The organism is Chitinophaga filiformis (genome assembly GCF_021646545.1).
Taxonomy (GTDB): Bacteria; Bacteroidota; Bacteroidia; order Chitinophagales; family Chitinophagaceae; genus Chitinophaga; species Chitinophaga filiformis_A.
Window position 1 is genome coordinate 134,304 of sequence record NZ_JAKIRP010000015.1, and the last position, 14,948, is coordinate 149,251.

Annotated in this window: 16 protein-coding genes; 11 read left to right on the forward strand and 5 right to left on the reverse strand. The window is 46.3% G+C overall.

Annotated features, from left to right (window positions below; translation table 11 throughout):
* Positions 1-114: 114 nt before the first annotated feature.
* The gene (locus L3C95_RS27725; protein WP_236393077.1) at positions 115-687 is read left to right on the forward strand and encodes a thymidine kinase; all 573 of its coding nucleotides are present in this window, start codon (positions 115-117) and stop codon (positions 685-687) included.
* A gap of 63 nt (positions 688-750) precedes the next feature.
* Here the strand turns inward: L3C95_RS27725 and L3C95_RS27730 are convergent, their stop codons facing one another.
* A complete protein-coding gene (locus L3C95_RS27730) occupies positions 751-1,179 on the reverse strand; it encodes a GtrA family protein (protein ID WP_236393089.1) in 429 nt (142 codons plus the stop codon).
* 117 nt (positions 1,180-1,296) lie between these two features.
* Positions 1,297-2,781 carry an acetyl-CoA carboxylase biotin carboxylase subunit gene (gene accC, locus L3C95_RS27735; RefSeq protein ID WP_236393091.1) on the reverse strand — a complete coding sequence of 495 codons (1,485 nt, stop codon included), beginning with the start codon at positions 2,779-2,781 and terminating at the stop codon, positions 1,297-1,299.
* 39 nt (positions 2,782-2,820) lie between these two features.
* Here accC and L3C95_RS27740 point away from each other — a divergent pair, with 39 nt between their 5' ends.
* The 4 genes from L3C95_RS27740 (at position 2,821) to L3C95_RS27755 (ending at position 5,941) form a co-directional block, all read left to right on the forward strand.
* Positions 2,821-3,486, forward strand: a complete 666-nt coding sequence (locus L3C95_RS27740) for a heme exporter protein CcmB (RefSeq protein WP_236393103.1) — start codon at positions 2,821-2,823, stop codon at positions 3,484-3,486.
* Between the two features lie 89 nt (positions 3,487-3,575).
* The gene (ccsA, locus tag L3C95_RS27745) at positions 3,576-4,238 is read left to right on the forward strand and encodes a cytochrome c biogenesis protein CcsA (protein WP_262915977.1); all 663 of its coding nucleotides are present in this window, start codon (positions 3,576-3,578) and stop codon (positions 4,236-4,238) included.
* Positions 4,235-4,486, forward strand: a complete 252-nt coding sequence (locus L3C95_RS27750; RefSeq protein ID WP_236393117.1) for a CcmD family protein — start codon at positions 4,235-4,237, stop codon at positions 4,484-4,486. The genes ccsA and L3C95_RS27750 overlap by 4 nt, the downstream gene beginning before the upstream one ends.
* A 36-nt stretch (positions 4,487-4,522) precedes the next feature.
* Positions 4,523-5,941 (forward strand): Glu/Leu/Phe/Val family dehydrogenase, encoded by a 1,419-nt coding sequence (locus L3C95_RS27755; protein WP_236393126.1) that lies wholly within the window; start codon positions 4,523-4,525, stop codon positions 5,939-5,941.
* A 215-nt stretch (positions 5,942-6,156) separates the two neighbouring features.
* On the opposite strand, the gene L3C95_RS27760 is transcribed toward L3C95_RS27755, so the two are convergent.
* Positions 6,157-6,600, reverse strand: a complete 444-nt coding sequence (locus tag L3C95_RS27760) for a type I restriction enzyme HsdR N-terminal domain-containing protein (protein WP_236393128.1) — start codon at positions 6,598-6,600, stop codon at positions 6,157-6,159.
* Positions 6,601-6,844: 244 nt separating this feature from the next.
* On the opposite strand from L3C95_RS27760, the gene L3C95_RS27765 reads away from it, so the two are divergent.
* From L3C95_RS27765 to L3C95_RS27780, 4 genes are all read left to right on the forward strand, one after another.
* On the forward strand, positions 6,845-7,615 hold the full coding sequence (locus tag L3C95_RS27765) for an AMP nucleosidase (RefSeq protein ID WP_236393138.1): 771 nt from the start codon (positions 6,845-6,847) through the stop codon (positions 7,613-7,615).
* A gap of 15 nt (positions 7,616-7,630) precedes the next feature.
* A complete protein-coding gene (locus tag L3C95_RS27770) occupies positions 7,631-9,382 on the forward strand; it encodes an ABC transporter ATP-binding protein (protein WP_236393149.1) in 1,752 nt (583 codons plus the stop codon).
* Positions 9,383-9,473: 91 nt separating this feature from the next.
* Positions 9,474-10,523, forward strand: coding sequence for a tRNA preQ1(34) S-adenosylmethionine ribosyltransferase-isomerase QueA (queA, locus tag L3C95_RS27775; protein ID WP_089835339.1), 1,050 nt, complete (start codon positions 9,474-9,476; stop codon positions 10,521-10,523).
* Positions 10,524-10,594: 71 nt separating this feature from the next.
* On the forward strand, positions 10,595-11,278 hold the full coding sequence (locus L3C95_RS27780) for a 2-C-methyl-D-erythritol 4-phosphate cytidylyltransferase (protein ID WP_236393150.1): 684 nt from the start codon (positions 10,595-10,597) through the stop codon (positions 11,276-11,278).
* Between the two features lie 6 nt (positions 11,279-11,284).
* On the opposite strand, the gene L3C95_RS27785 is transcribed toward L3C95_RS27780, so the two are convergent.
* Both L3C95_RS27785 and radC read right to left on the reverse strand, forming a co-directional pair.
* Complete coding sequence (locus L3C95_RS27785; protein WP_236393153.1) at positions 11,285-12,268, reverse strand: Gfo/Idh/MocA family protein; 984 nt, start codon at positions 12,266-12,268, stop codon at positions 11,285-11,287.
* Positions 12,269-12,330: 62 nt separating this feature from the next.
* Positions 12,331-13,041 (reverse strand): RadC family protein, encoded by a 711-nt coding sequence (gene radC / locus L3C95_RS27790; protein ID WP_236393163.1) that lies wholly within the window; start codon positions 13,039-13,041, stop codon positions 12,331-12,333.
* Positions 13,042-13,281: 240 nt separating this feature from the next.
* Between radC and L3C95_RS27795 the strand changes: the two genes are divergently transcribed.
* Positions 13,282-14,229 (forward strand): ribose-phosphate pyrophosphokinase, encoded by a 948-nt coding sequence (locus L3C95_RS27795; protein WP_236393165.1) that lies wholly within the window; start codon positions 13,282-13,284, stop codon positions 14,227-14,229.
* A gap of 39 nt (positions 14,230-14,268) precedes the next feature.
* Positions 14,269-14,850 carry a 50S ribosomal protein L25 gene (locus tag L3C95_RS27800; RefSeq protein ID WP_236393181.1) on the forward strand — a complete coding sequence of 194 codons (582 nt, stop codon included), beginning with the start codon at positions 14,269-14,271 and terminating at the stop codon, positions 14,848-14,850.
* The last annotated feature ends 98 nt before the right edge of the window (positions 14,851-14,948 follow it).

Genomic DNA, 14,948 nt, shown 5'->3' on the forward strand with positions numbered 1-14,948 from the left:
TAAATTGAATGCAAAATGCGTTCCATGCCTTAATTGTTAACGCGATATGGGGGAATTTATTTTATTTGCATAAAGTTAGCGCATTTTAATTAACTGTTAATCAAATACTAAAATATGTTTATTGAACCTTCTCTAGCAGGAGGGCGAAGAGGGTGGATAGAAGTGATCTGTGGCTCAATGTTTTCCGGGAAAACGGAGGAATTGATCAGAAGATTAAAGCGGGCCCGGATTGCCAATTTAAAAGTAGAGATCTTTAAGCCGATGATAGATACACGTTACGATGTACAACACATTGTATCTCATGATGAAAGCCGTATCGTCAGCACACCGCTGGAAAACTCCCAGCAGATATTACTCCTGGCACAGGAAGTAGATGTTGTAGGTATTGACGAAGCGCAGTTTTTTGATGGTGAATTACCTGAGGTCTGCGATCAGCTGGCATTACGTGGCATCAGGGTAATAGTGGCGGGACTGGACATGGATTACATGGGCAAGCCCTTCGGGCAGATGCCTTTCCTGCTGGCAAAGGCCGACTATATTACCAAATTGCACGCCATCTGCGTGAAATGCGGCAATATTGCCAATTATTCTTACCGTAAAACAAAAGAAAAAAGCACGGTACTTCTCGGAGAAACAGACCTGTACGAACCAAGATGCAGGCATTGTTACTACGGAAATGCAGAATAATAAAAAGGCAGTATCAACTTAGCTGATACTGCCTTTTTTTATTACAATATTTTAATTACGCCATCAGGCTTCCGCTTCAGCCTTCACTTTAAACGTAAATTTCTTCTGTGTCAGATAACTGAAGCCTACTACAAAGATGGTTGTCAATATTTTAGAGATCGTCGGGTAGATCAGCAGATACTCTACAAATAGCTTCATGAATCCATAGTTCAGACAGATACAGATACCTACGAGCATGAAATAGCGGACCAGCTGTATCCTGCCTCTCAGGTTGGATTCGGAAAAAACAATGTATTTACTCAGCAGGAAACCTGTAGGAAAAGTAACAGTCATAGCCATGAACAGTGCCGCAATATGCGGACTGATGGTCAGGAATGTGAAATGGATAGGTTTTTCATTCAGGATGAAATGGTAACTGATGTAATACAATAGGATATCCATAGCCGTATTGCCGCTGCCGCAGGCAAGATAACGGAATGTTTGCAAAGGCATGAGCTTCGCAAAGGGTTGGTAAAAAAAGTCTAATACCAATAAAATGAACCTTTTCATAAAATATTTGTACAGCAACAAAACTAGTTAGTTTTACCGTTACTGTACTGCGCTTTTGTATTATCTTAACAATTTCCTGTTCTTCCAAAGTTTTTGCTGCTGGTTCACAGGTTGTTGTCTGACCCTCCGCTGCTGTTCCTGCCATACCTGTACAGCCAGTATAGCCGCGGCTTTTGCCGCTTCAGGATCTGTATGGTCGAGTGATTGTGGTGTAAAATACTTCCCGATAAAATTAGTGTCAAAAGCACCATTGATAAATGCAGGCTGCTGCAGCGCCCAGCTGCCGAACGGCAGTGTAGTGCGGATTCCTTTTACATGATATTCACTGATAGCACGTAGCAGACGTTCCCTGGCCTCTTCCCGGTCAGCTCCCCAGGCGATCAGTTTGGAGATCATGGGGTCATAATAGATAGGAATGTCCATTCCCTGCTCATAACCGTCATCCACACGGATGCCATATCCCTGCGGACGAACATATGTAGTAAGTGTACCCGTGTCCGGTAAAAAATTATTGGCGGGATCTTCCGCACAGATGCGCAATTCGATGGCGTGTCCGTTTATTTTGAGATCGGCCTGGCTAAAGCTTAGCTTTTCGCCCCTGGCCACCCTGATCTGCTCTTTGACCAGGTCCAGTCCAGTGATCATCTCTGTGACCGGATGTTCCACCTGCAGGCGGGTATTCATTTCCAGGAAATAGAACTGCAGATTTTCGTCTACGAGGAACTCAACGGTGCCCGCTCCATAATATTGGCAGGCACGGGCTACATCCAGTGCACACTTCCCCATTGCTTCCCTGATCTGGGGAGTGAGGCAGGAAGAAGGTGCTTCCTCGATCAGTTTCTGGTGCCTTCTCTGTATAGAGCACTCACGCTCAAACAGATAGACATAATTTCCATGCTGATCGCCCAGTACCTGTATCTCGATATGACGGGGAGCACCTACATATTTTTCAATAAATACGGCATCGTCCCCGAAAGCGCTCATGGCTTCACTTTTAGCCAGTCTGACCTGTTCTTCCAGTTCTTCTGCGTTGTTCACCACCCGCATACCCTTGCCGCCACCACCGGCAGATGCTTTGATGAGAATAGGAAATCCGGTCTTTTTCACCACTTCCCGGGCCTCATCGATGCTACGCAGCGGTGTTTCTGTACCGGGTACCATAGGTACGCCAAAGCGCTGCGCTGCCTGTTTGGCGGCCAGTTTACTACCCATCACCTCAATAGAGCCGGGACTGGGACCAATAAAGGTAAGTCCGGCGTCTTTTACCGCCTGCGCAAACCGGGCATTCTCACTGAGAAAACCATATCCGGGATGGATAGCATCTGCTCCCGTCTGCCGGGCGGCGCCCATGATCTTATCTGTCAGCAGATACGACTGGCTGGACGGGGCCGGGCCTATGCACACGGCTTCATCTGCATATTGTACAAATGGCATGGCGCGGTCAGCCTCGGAATATACAGCTACTGTCGCGATGCCCATTTCCCGGGCTGATCGCATGATCCGTAGTGCTATCTCACCACGGTTGGCTACCAGTATTTTTTTCATGGAAGCGAATATAAGTGATTCTCCTATCTTTGCGCCAACATGAAATCTAGTGCCTTCCGACAAACCATCACCCTGGTAAAAAAGGACATCCTGCTGGAATTAAGGCAGAAATATGCCTTTTACGGTATCCTGTTATATATAATATCCACTGTATTTGTGATCAACCTGATGATCAATAAGCCGGAAGAAAAGATCTGGAACGCACTTTTCTGGGTGGTACAGCTGTTTGTAGCGGTTAATGCCGTTGCCAAAAGTTTCCTGCAGGAGAATAGGGGGCGTCTGCTGTATTTCTATTCCCTGGTACATCCCCGCAGCTTTATAGTGGCCAAACTGATATACAATATCATACTCATGTCTGTCATGACGCTGATCACCATTGTCTGCTGTATGATGTTCCTCGGAAATCCTGTCACCAGTTTCCTGTATTTCATGGGAGTGAGCCTGCTGGGAGGCATCAGCCTGTCCCTGCTTTTCACTATGCTGGCGGCTATTGCTGCCCAGGCCAACCAGAATGCCGCATTGATGGCCATTATGGGATTTCCCATTATGCTGCCCCTGCTTATGCTGCTGTCCAATATCGCCAAATCGTCCTTTATTACTGTTTTTCAACCGGGATTGCCCAAAATGTTCCTTATGTTAGGCAGTATGGACATTCTTATCATAGCCCTGTCCCTCGTATTATTCCCTTTTTTATGGAAAGATTAACAACTGCCGGCCGGACTACAGAAACAGGTTACTGAATTTTGTGATTAGTGATAAAACGTGTAGGTTTGCCCCCAATATAGTTGGTTAAAATGGCAAAGCATTGGTGGAAAGCTCTAGCAGTATTAATCCTTGTTTATGTGATCATAGCTGGATTTACGATTGAGATACCGATTATCGGCACAAACGGGCAGTCTTCCCGGGGCCTTTTCTTTCACGTTCCTATGTGGATGTGCATGTACACCATGTTTACTATCTCCGTAGTCAATTCCGTTCTTTATCTCTCTAAATACGACCTCCGCAGAGATGTATATGCCAGCGCAGCTGCTAATGTTGGGGTGTTTTATGGTATTCTTGGTTTCGCAACAGGTACGCTGTGGGCCACCTACACATGGGGAGGCTCCTTCACCAGCGATCCCAAACAGATGCTGACCGCTGTGGCGCTCATGATCTATATGGCTTATCTTGTACTGCGCCTGTCCATCCCTGACATTGACAAGCGCGCCAGGATCTCAGCCGTGTTTAATATTTTCGCATTCGCTTTGTTGATTCCCTTAACGTATATTATCCCGCGTATGGTAGATTCCCTTCATCCCGGAAGCGCTACTACGCCTGGATTTGCATCCAGTGACACTGACGACAATATGAGAACGGTATTGTACCCTGCATTCATTGGCTGGGTGTTGTTGAGTGTCTGGATCTATACCCTGTTTGTACGGTACAAAAAATTAGAGCTAAAAAATATTTTTAAATGATCAACAAAGCGTTTTCTTTCTGTTGTACCTGCTTACTGTTACTTGTTTCTCTATTCGCTAACGCGCAGGAAAACCAGAACCAGAACACAGAGACAGGACCTGTGAACGAATTTTTCCGCAGCAATGGCAAGATATATGTTATAGTAGGAGTGCTACTGATCATCTTCATCGGCATTGTGATATTTTTGATAGCGCTCGACAGGAAAATCACCCGGCTGGAACGGCGGGATAACATCCACGGCAAATAAGTCCAACTCTACATATTTATACCAAAACAATTGTCTATGGCGCAAGAGCAACATTATGACTTCTTTAAGAGCGTAGAAAGAAGTTTTGACAAAGCCGCAAAATTCACGAAATGGGAAAACGGGATTCTTGAACAGATCAAGGCCTGCAACGCTGTATACCAGATTAAATTTCCGGTGCGCGTTGGGGATAAGATCGAAGTAATAGAAGCCTACCGCGTTCAACACTCTCACCACAAACTGCCCTGTAAAGGTGGTATCCGTTTCAGCGATGCCGTTAACCAGGATGAGGTAATGGCGCTGGCTGCCCTCATGACCTATAAATGTGCTATCGTGAACGTTCCTTTTGGCGGAGCCAAAGGAGGTATCAAGATCAATCCACGTAATTATTCCCCATTCCAGTTGGAAAACATCACCCGCCGCTATACCGCGGAACTGGTGAAGAAGAATTTCATTGGTCCCGGTGTGGATGTTCCCGCTCCTGACTACGGTACAGGTGAAAGGGAAATGAGCTGGATCCTCGATACTTACATGAGTCTCCGTCCGGGTGAGGTAGATGGTTACGGTTGCGTAACCGGTAAACCCGTTTCCCAGGGTGGTGTGCGTGGCCGTAAGGAAGCCACAGGTCTGGGCGTTTTCTTTGGCTTGCAGGAACTCTGTAACATCAAGGAAGATATGAAACGTATCGGCCTCGAACCTGGTATCATCGGTAAAAAAGTGATCGTACAGGGTATGGGTAACGTGGGGTACCATGCTGCTAAATATTTCCATGAAGCAGGCGCTATCATCGTAGGCCTGATAGAGTGGGATGGCGCATTGTACAGCGAAAAAGGCCTCGATCCGGATGCCGTGCTGAAACACAGAGCTGAAACAGGTTCCATTATCAACTTCCCGGGTGCAAAAACACTTGGTCCGAATGGAGAAGGCCTGGAAATGGATTGTGATATCCTGATCCCCGCAGCGCTGGAAAACGTGATCCACAAGGAGAACGCTCCACGTATCAAGGCTAAAATAATCGGTGAAGGCGCTAACGGCCCTATCACTCCTGAAGCAGATGAAATCCTGAATAAGAAAGGTGTGATCGTTGTACCTGACATGTTCCTCAATGCTGGTGGTGTAACCGTTTCTTACTTCGAATGGTTGAAAAACCTCAGCCACGTACGTTATGGCCGTCTGGGAAAACGCTTCGATGAGAATATGAATATCCACATCCTGAGCGTGATTGAAGACCTCACCGGAAAAAAAGTATCAGATAGAGAAAGGAAATTCATTGCACACGGTGCAGATGAAGTGGATCTGGTGTACTCCGGTCTGGAAGAAACGATGCATGCCGCATTGCATGAAGTGCGTACCATCATGGTAAATCATCCGGAAATTCACGATATGCGCACCGCCGCTTATGTATGTGCTATTGATAAAGTGGGAGCCGCCTACGACCAGTTGGGCATTTTCCCTTGATCTTTATGTCAATATAAAAGTTTACAAAAGAGGGTGTATCTTTGCAGGTACACCCTCTTCTTATATTATTTTCTCCTTTTTGACTCTGTATTAAGTCCACCTTAAGTCCACCTCAAATCCAACCTTACTTCATGTATATAAGGACTATCGTGTAGGGTTTCGGCAGAGTATCGTCGCAGAATAGACCATCAAAATCAGGAAATGTTAAAATACCATCAGCAATGCGTGGGTAACTGTGCAATGAATTGCCATTGTTGTGCATCTACCATATGCTGGCAGCAGAACGTATTTACGCCATTGGTGATGACCAGGTAAGCCGTTGGCAGCACCATATGATAACGGACGATCTGTTCCAGCGTGGTTTGACTAAGTGGTACATCCATCTCTTTACATTCCACGATCATCCAGGGTAGCATGTCCCTGTTGTATACTACAATATCACAACGCTTCCGCAGCTCGCCCAGGTATATTTCCTTTTCTATACCGATCAGTGAAGCGGGGTATCTGAGCGTTGTTACCAGGTAATTGAGGAAGTTCTGTCGCACCCATTCTTCCGGCGTCAGCACTACATACTTTTTACGGAAACGGTCAAAAATGAGCGTTTTACCATTCTCCTGTATAATTTTGAAATCCGGCGCCGGAAACTCAATAGCGATCATTCCACAAAGATAATTGATAGATTCCCTTTACAGATAAGGTAGTATGCCCTGCCGGTGTGCATAAAGCAGGCTTTATACGCCTGCATCAGACTTGCATTGTATCATACACGGCCGCGTAAAAGTGCTTATGATGCTGCCGCAAGTGCTTATAGAATGTAAGAATGAGCAGGAATAACACACCGATAACACTACAGGAAGGCCCGGAGATCGGAGATTTTTCCGTATATTCGTTTGCCAAAAGGCTATGAAGACAAAAGAAGAAATTGTAGCTAACTGGCTCCCGCGCTACACAGGAGAAAAGCTGGAGAATTTTGGTTCCCACATCCTCCTCACCAACTTTAGTAATTACCTCACTTATTTTGCTGAATGGCATAACACCGAAATAGTCGGTGTAGGAAAACCTATGCAATGTGCTACTGCCGACGACATTACCATCATCAACTTCGGGATGGGAAGTCCCGGAGCCGCCACTGTAATGGACCTGCTTAGCGCTATCCATCCGAAGGCTGTGTTATTCCTTGGCAAATGTGGTGGATTGAAGAAAAAGAATAATATTGGTGACCTCATATTACCCATCGCTGCAATACGGGGTGAGGGTACTTCCAACGACTATTTCCCTGCTGAAGTACCGGCGCTGCCGTCTTTCGCCCTGCAAAAAGTAATCTCCACCACTATCCGCGAATATGGTTGTGACTATTGGACCGGAACCTGTTACAGTACCAACCGCCGGGTATGGGAGCATGATGTGGAATTTAAACGCTATCTTGAAAAGATCAGGGCAATGGCCATTGATATGGAAACTGCCACTATTTTTTCTGTTGGCTTCTTTAACAAGATCCCTACCGGCGCATTATTGCTCGTATCCGACCAGCCAATGATCCCTGAAGGGGTGAAAACAGAGGAGAGCGACAGGAAAGTGACGACCGAATACGTGGAAAGGCATATCAGGATCGGTATCGACTCCCTGAAAAATCTGATTAACAGTCACCAAACGGTGAAGCACCTGCGGTTCTAACACCGTTTTCTCAATATGCAGCAACCATTATTATCCATCCGGAATCTGACAGTTTCTTTTGGCAGCACAAAGGCTGTCAATGATATTTCACTGGACATCCTGCCGGGTGAAATAGTGGGGATTGTGGGCGAATCCGGTTCCGGAAAATCGGTGACGGCATTATCGCTCATGCGCTTGCTGCAAAACCCCGGTAAGATAACCGGAGGTAATCTGCTCTACCAGCTAAGAGCCAGCAACGTTCCTTCACGTGATATTGCTCGCTTATCTGAAGCGGAGCTGCGTTCCTGGAGAGGCAATGAAATCTCCATGATCTTCCAGGAGCCGATGACCTCTCTGAACCCTCTGCATAAATGCGGCTACCAGGTGATGGAAGCCCTGCTGCTCCACAAGAGGAAAATGAGCAGGGAAGAGGCCAGATTGCAAACACTGGAGCTATTCAAACAGGTCCGTTTACCGGACCCCGAGCTCTTGATGGAAAGATATCCGCACCAGCTGTCCGGCGGACAAAAACAAAGGGTCATGATCGCTATGGCCATCAGTTGTCAGCCCCGTTTGCTGATAGCCGACGAACCCACTACCGCCCTGGACGTAACCGTTCAAAAGACCATCCTGGAGCTGCTGAAAGAATTGCAACGCCAAACGGGAATGAGTGTGATCTTTATTACGCATGACCTGGGCGTCATTGCGGAAATAGCCGACAGGGTAGCGGTAATGTACAAAGGCCGTATTGTAGAAGAAGGAAGTGTACGTGAATTGTTTACTCACCCGAAACATCCATATACGAAAGGATTGCTGGCCTGCAGGCCACCACTGGACAAACGGCTGTTCAGGCTTCCGGTAACACGGGATTTCATGGAAATAGATTCCCAGGGCAATATTGTCGAAAAGGCCAGGGAAGTAAAAGCATTTGTTCACAGTCTTGAGGTCCCTCACAATATTGTTATTGATAGGGAAGAGCAGTTAGCTAAACGTCCGGCTTTGCTGGAGGTGAGAGATTTGCGTACCTGGTTTCCGGCAAGGAAAAATATATTCGGCAAGGTGCTTTCCTGGACTAAGGCTGTCAATGGTGTCAGCTTTGAAGTCAGGGAAGGGGAAACAATGGGGCTCGTAGGAGAGTCCGGTTGTGGCAAAACCACCCTTGGCAGGACTTTGCTTCGGCTGGTGGAGCCTACATCGGGCAGCATTATTTACAAAGGGAAAGACATTACCACCTTGCCGGCTGCAGAGCTGAGAGATCTGCGCAAAGATATCCAGATCATTTTCCAGGACCCTTATTCTTCCCTGAATCCCCGTCAACCTATAGGACGAGCTATCCAGGAACCAATGAAAGTGCATGGTCTGTATGGCAATGAGGCCGGCCGCCGCCAAAAGGTGGAGGAGCTCCTGGAAAAGGTGAACCTGCTGCCGGAGCACTATGACAGGTATCCGCATGAGTTCTCGGGCGGCCAGCGGCAGCGTATTGTTATTGCCAGAGCGCTGGCGCTGAATCCCTCCTTTATCATCTGCGACGAGTCCGTCGCCGCGCTGGATGTCAGTATACAGGCGCAGATCCTGAATTTGCTGATGCAATTGCGCGAAGAGTTCGGATTTACCAGTATCTTTATCTCGCATGATCTGTCCGTTGTGCGTTTCATCAGCGACCGGATGATGGTGATGAACAGCGGTCAAATTGAAGAAGCCGGTCCCGCTGCTGAAGTTTATGAAAACCCACAGAGTGCATATACAAAGCAGCTGATTAATTCTATACCTAAAAATATTTATGTGTAAGTTTGTGAATGAGAATCTGTCTATAATCAATTTTGATAGATTGTATAATAATCAATACCTTTGCAGCCTTTAAATTTATTCATACCGTAATATGAAACTATCACAGTTTAGATTCGATCTTCCTTTAAATCTGATTGCACAGCACCCTTCCAAGACAAGAGATGAAGCACGTTTGATGGTGGTAAACCGTGCCACCGGAAAAATTGAGCACAAGGTTTTCCGTGATATTATCAACTACTTCAATGATAAGGATGTAATGGTGGTGAACAACACCAAGGTATTCCCTGCACGCCTTTATGGCCGTAAAGAGAAGACTGGTGCAAAGATTGAGGTTTTCCTGCTGCGTGAGCTGAACAAGCAGAACCGCCTGTGGGATGTAATAGTAGACCCTGCCCGTAAGATAAGGGTAGGTAACAAATTATACTTCGGCGATGATGAATCGCTGGTAGCGGAAGTAATAGATAATACTACCTCCCGTGGCCGTACTATCCGTTTCCTGTTCGAAGGTAATGACGATGAATTCAAACAGGTGCTCGATACCCTGGGTGAAACACCACTGCCTAAGTACATCAAACGTAAGCCGGAAGATGAGGATAAAGAGCGTTATCAGACAGTGTATGCTAAATACGAAGGCGCTGTTGCAGCTCCGACTGCCGGTCTGCACTTCAGCCGTGAGCTGATCAAACGCCTGGAAATCAAAGGTGTTAAATTCGCAGAAGTAACCCTGCACACCGGTTTAGGTACATTCCGTCCTATCGAGGTGGAAGACCTGAGCAAGCATAAGATGGATGCTGAGTACTTCAACATCGATGAGTATGCCGTTAAGATTGTCAACAAAGCGAAAGAGGAGAACCGTAAAGTTTGTGCTATCGGTACTACTACTGTAAGAGCGGTAGAGTCTTCCGTAACTGCGCAGAACCTGCTGAAAGCAGCAGAGGGATGGACCAACACGTTCATTCACCCGCCTTACGATTTCGCAATTCCAAATGCACTGGTTACCAACTTCCACCTACCTAAAACAAGCCTCCTGATCATGGTATGCGCTTTTGCAGGATATGATCTGGTGATGGAAGCTTACCAGCAGGCAATTAAAGAAAAATACCGTTTCTTCAGCTACGGCGATGCCATGCTGATCATATAAGCGTTAACGAACTATTGAAAAAGGTCCTGTCTCGTATCATGCGGGACAGGACTATTCATGTAAGGCCATTTATGGAACAGCGTAATAAAATAGCGATCATTGTTGCCGGTGGGTCAGGTTCCCGGATGGGCAGCACTATTCCCAAACAGTTCCTCGATCTGTCAGGAAAGCCCGTATTATGGCACACAGTGAATGCGTTTGTGAGCGCTTTCAGCGATATCCGTATTGTATTGGTATTGCCGGAAGTGCATTTCGGATATGTTGAACCCTGGTTGCATGAATTTAATACAACCGCAAACGTTACTCTGATAAAGGGAGGGGAAACCCGTTTCCATTCTGTAAAGAATGGATTACAGGAAGTGAAGACGCCCTCAGTCGTGTTTGTACACGATGGCGTACGTCCGCTGATCAGCACTTCGCTGATCCGTGCCTGTTATGAAGCTGCTTTAACGAAAGGAAGCGCTATTCCGGTGATCGATATGAAAGATAGTATCCGGCAGGTGGAAGGAGAGGGGAATAAAGCAGTAGATCGTGAACAGTTCAAGATCATACAGACTCCTCAGACGTTTTTATCTGAATGGTTATTGCCCGCATTTGAATTGCCCTATGATCCGTTGTTTACAGATGAAGCGACAGTGGTAGAGCGGCAGGGTCATCGCGTACACCTGGTACCCGGAGAAGAAGCGAATATAAAGATCACGCGCCCGCTTGATCTGACCATTGCCGGCGCATTGTTAAAAGAAAAGAATTTATAGCGATAGTTATTGAGCTACGTCTGCAGACAGGCTCTTATTGATTTTCGCCAGGATCTGGTGAGCAACCTCCATTGCCTGTAGTCCATCTATTGCGTTCACGGGGACGGGCTTGTTGAGGAGGATACTGTCACGGAACAGCTCCAGCTCCATGCGGATGGCATTCACCTGTTTGATCTCCGGATTGTCAATAGCGATGGTCTTTTTACCGGAATTGGTTTCAATATCCAGGGTAAAGAGTCCTTCATCTTCCGGCGTTTTCAGCTTGATGATCTCGGTCTTTTTGTCGAGGAAGTCAATACCGATGTAAGCATCTTTCTGGAAAAGGCGCATTTTACGCATTTTCTTCAGGGAGATGCGGCTGGAGGTCAGGTTAGCTACACAGCCATTATGGAATTCTATCCTGACGTTGGCGATATCGGGCGTATCGCTCATCACAGCTACGCCACTGGCAGAGATGCGGTTGACGGTGGACTGTACTATGCTGAGGATAATGTCAATGTCATGGATCATCAGGTCAAGGATCACGCTGACATCGGTACCGCGGGGATTGAATTCAGCCAGGCGATGTACCTCAATGAACATTGGTTTCAGTTCATGTCCTTTGAGGGCGAGGAAGGCCGGGTTGAAGCGTTCTACGTGGCCCACCTGGAACTTGATATTGGCTTCTTCTACGAGTTTCACCAGTGTTTTAGCCTCTTCCATGGTGTTGGTCATCGGCTTTTCCACGAAGATGTGTTTCCCGTTACGGATGGCCTGTTCGCATAATTTGAAGTGTTGTGTAGTAGGAGCGATGATATCAATCGCGTCTGACGCCTGTATCAACTCTTCCGCGGAAGCGAATCTCGGAATCTGGTACTGTTGAGCTACACTGTCGGCGTTCGCATTACCTGGATCAAAAAAACCGACTAATTCTACGTCTTTCATAGTGGCCCATTGGGATAGATGTATCTTGCCCAGGTGCCCCACACCGAAGATGCCTATTTTGAGCATGTTAATATCTGATAATAAAATAATTGCGAATGTAAGGAAAAAGAGAGTATTATATCCAGATATTATATAATGAATCCTTCCTCTGCCATGCTGCAATAACCGGCCTCAGAAACTATGATGTGGTCCAGTACGCGGATATCAAATAAGCTGCCTGCCTGTATGAGTTTTTTGGTGGTGTGAATATCTGTTGTACTTGGGCGCAAATTGCCGGATGGATGGTTGTGACAGAGCATGATTTGTGTGGAATCAAGCTCTATTGCGGCTCGGAAAATAAGCCCCACATCGACGACGGTGCCTGTTATACCACCCTTACTGATACAACGATGCTGTAGTACACGGCTGGCGTGGTTGAGGTATAGTACATGAAATGACTCATAGTTGGAATCGCCTAATATTGGCTTGAAATAAAGGGCTGCTTCCGCACCGGAACGGATAGTTTTTTTAGGATGCATATATCCTGCCTGCCTGCGCCGCGCCAGTTCCATGGCGGCAATGATGGTAGTAGCCTTGGCGATACCGACGCCCTGTACCTTTTTCAGCTGGTGTACATTCAGTTTACCCAATTCTCCGAGATTATTGGAGGACAGGCGTAATATTTCCTGGGCAAGTGATAGTGCGGACTTCTGTTTATGACCATTATTGAGCAGAATAGCCAATAACTCTGCATCACTTAAAGCAGTGCTGCCTTTATTGATCAGTTTTTCCCGTGGCTGGTCATCTACCGCCCAATCCTTGATTGCAACGTGATTTGCTGGGTTAACTACCATTTCCATTTTGCTAAAATTATTAGCAAATATATTCCTTCCTTCCGGTTTTTTTCACTTCCCCCAATTTTATTTTAAATTAGTCTCCTGATAAGACACCACGGCTTAAAGTGTGAATGTAAGGTATTGTAAATAATCACGTTATCTATTTCGGAAATAACAGAATTGTGTACCCCGGTATACAACGGCTAAAAAAATAAGAATAGCTACACCAAAAAGCATAGTTTTGCAACCTCTTTCTAATAATCCATGCAACCATCAGTAAAAATTTTCACAGGGAACAGTAATACAGCTCTTGCAGAGAAAATTGCAAAGCGTTACGGTAACGGTCTTGGTAAGCTGACCATTCAGAAGTTCAGCGATGGTGAGTTCCAGCCCATCTACATGGAGAGTATCCGTGGTGATTATGTTTTCCTGGTACAAAGTACCAATGCCCCTTCAGACAACCTGATGGAGCTGTTGATGATGATAGACGCTGCGAAAAGGGCCTCAGCTGGTTATATCACTGCAGTGATCCCTTACTTTGGCTTCGCCCGTCAGGACAGGAAGGACAAGCCCAGGGTGGCCATTGCGTCCAAACTGGTAGCCAATCTGTTAACATCGGCAGGTGCTAACCGTGTGATAACCATGGATTTACATGCTCCTCAGATCCAGGGTTTCTTTGACATCCCGGTGGATCACCTGGACAGTTCCGCAATTTTCATCCCTTACATTGAGAATTTAAAGCTGGAAAATCTTACCTTTGCGTCCCCTGACGTGGGTAGTACCAACAGGGTAAGGGAAGTAGCAGCCTATTTCAATGCTGAAATGGTGATCTGCGATAAGCACCGTAAGCGTGCCAATGAAATTGCTTCCATGGTGGTGATAGGAGATGTGAAGGACAGGGACATTGTTTTGATAGATGATATCTGCGACACTGCAGGTACATTGACCAAGGCAGCCAACCTGTTGAAAGAGAAGGGAGCAAGAAGTGTAAGGGCCTTCTGTACACACCCTGTATTGAGTGGTAAGGCTTACGAAAACATCAATAACTCCGTACTGGAAGAGCTGGTGATCTGCGATACAATGCCGCTGAAACAGCAGAGTCCAAAGATCAAGGTGATCAGTGTAGCGGACCTCTTCGCAGTAGCCATTCGTAATATGCACGAAAACAGGTCTATCACGAACCTGTTCGTTCATAGTCACCGGAGGGGATAAGAACAAGCATTATTTATTATAATCATAAATGTTTAATCAATGAAAACGATAACAATCGAAGGACAACTCAGGAGCGAATTTGGCAAAAAAGCCACCCGCCAGGCACGTTCTGAGGGACAAGTGCCTTGTGTTATTTACGGGGGTGCAGAAACCGTAAGTTTTTCAGCGCCGGCAACAGCCTTCAAAGATCTGGTATACACGCCTGATTTTCAGATCGCTGAAATTAAGGTAGGTAGCAAAACCTACAGATGTGTATTGAAAGACAAACAGTTTGACACTGTTACAGACGAACTGGCTCACATCGACTTCATGGAACTGGTAGAAGACAAGCCTGTTGCTGTTACACTGCCAATCAGAATTACCGGCCAGTCCGAAGGTGTTAAAGCCGGTGGTAAACTGGTAGTAAAGATGAAGACGCTGAAAGTAAAGGCGCTGCCTAAATATCTGCGTGAGAACATCGAGGTGAATATCGACAACCTGCAACTGAACGCTAACATTCGCGTAGAAGATGTGGTTACTGAAAACATCGAGATCCTGAACTCTCCGCGTATTCCTATCGCTTCCGTAGTAATGACTCGTCAGCTGCGTCAGGAAGAAGCTGCAGAAGGTAAAAAGAAATAAGTTTTCTTTCAGAATATTTTGCAAAAAGTCCCGTTCCGGCTCGTCCGGGATGGGACTTTTTCTATTTTTGCCCAGCATTGCGTTTCTTTTCGTATATA

Bases quoted from the DNA above. Each gene is read 5' to 3' on its own strand.
- L3C95_RS27770 (WP_236393149.1), top strand. From the start codon at position 7,631: ATGCAGCAACCATTATTATCCATCCGGAATCTGACAGTTTCTTTTGGC.
- radC (WP_236393163.1), bottom strand. From the start codon at position 13,041: ATGGAAATGGTAGTTAACCCAGCAAATCACGTTGCAATCAAGGATTGG.
- L3C95_RS27760 (WP_236393128.1), bottom strand. From the start codon at position 6,600: ATGATCGCTATTGAGTTTCCGGCGCCGGATTTCAAAATTATACAGGAG.
- queA (WP_089835339.1), top strand. From the start codon at position 9,474: ATGAAACTATCACAGTTTAGATTCGATCTTCCTTTAAATCTGATTGCA.
- L3C95_RS27740 (WP_236393103.1), top strand. From the start codon at position 2,821: ATGAAATCTAGTGCCTTCCGACAAACCATCACCCTGGTAAAAAAGGAC.
- L3C95_RS27800 (WP_236393181.1), top strand. From the start codon at position 14,269: ATGAAAACGATAACAATCGAAGGACAACTCAGGAGCGAATTTGGCAAA.
- L3C95_RS27730 (WP_236393089.1), bottom strand. From the start codon at position 1,179: ATGCCTTTGCAAACATTCCGTTATCTTGCCTGCGGCAGCGGCAATACG.
- L3C95_RS27765 (WP_236393138.1), top strand. From the start codon at position 6,845: ATGAAGACAAAAGAAGAAATTGTAGCTAACTGGCTCCCGCGCTACACA.
- L3C95_RS27750 (WP_236393117.1), top strand. From the start codon at position 4,235: ATGATCAACAAAGCGTTTTCTTTCTGTTGTACCTGCTTACTGTTACTT.
- L3C95_RS27780 (WP_236393150.1), top strand. From the start codon at position 10,595: ATGGAACAGCGTAATAAAATAGCGATCATTGTTGCCGGTGGGTCAGGT.
- L3C95_RS27785 (WP_236393153.1), bottom strand. From the start codon at position 12,268: ATGCTCAAAATAGGCATCTTCGGTGTGGGGCACCTGGGCAAGATACAT.
- L3C95_RS27795 (WP_236393165.1), top strand. From the start codon at position 13,282: ATGCAACCATCAGTAAAAATTTTCACAGGGAACAGTAATACAGCTCTT.
- L3C95_RS27755 (WP_236393126.1), top strand. From the start codon at position 4,523: ATGGCGCAAGAGCAACATTATGACTTCTTTAAGAGCGTAGAAAGAAGT.
- ccsA (WP_262915977.1), top strand. From the start codon at position 3,576: ATGGCAAAGCATTGGTGGAAAGCTCTAGCAGTATTAATCCTTGTTTAT.
- L3C95_RS27725 (WP_236393077.1), top strand. From the start codon at position 115: ATGTTTATTGAACCTTCTCTAGCAGGAGGGCGAAGAGGGTGGATAGAA.
- accC (WP_236393091.1), bottom strand. From the start codon at position 2,781: ATGAAAAAAATACTGGTAGCCAACCGTGGTGAGATAGCACTACGGATC.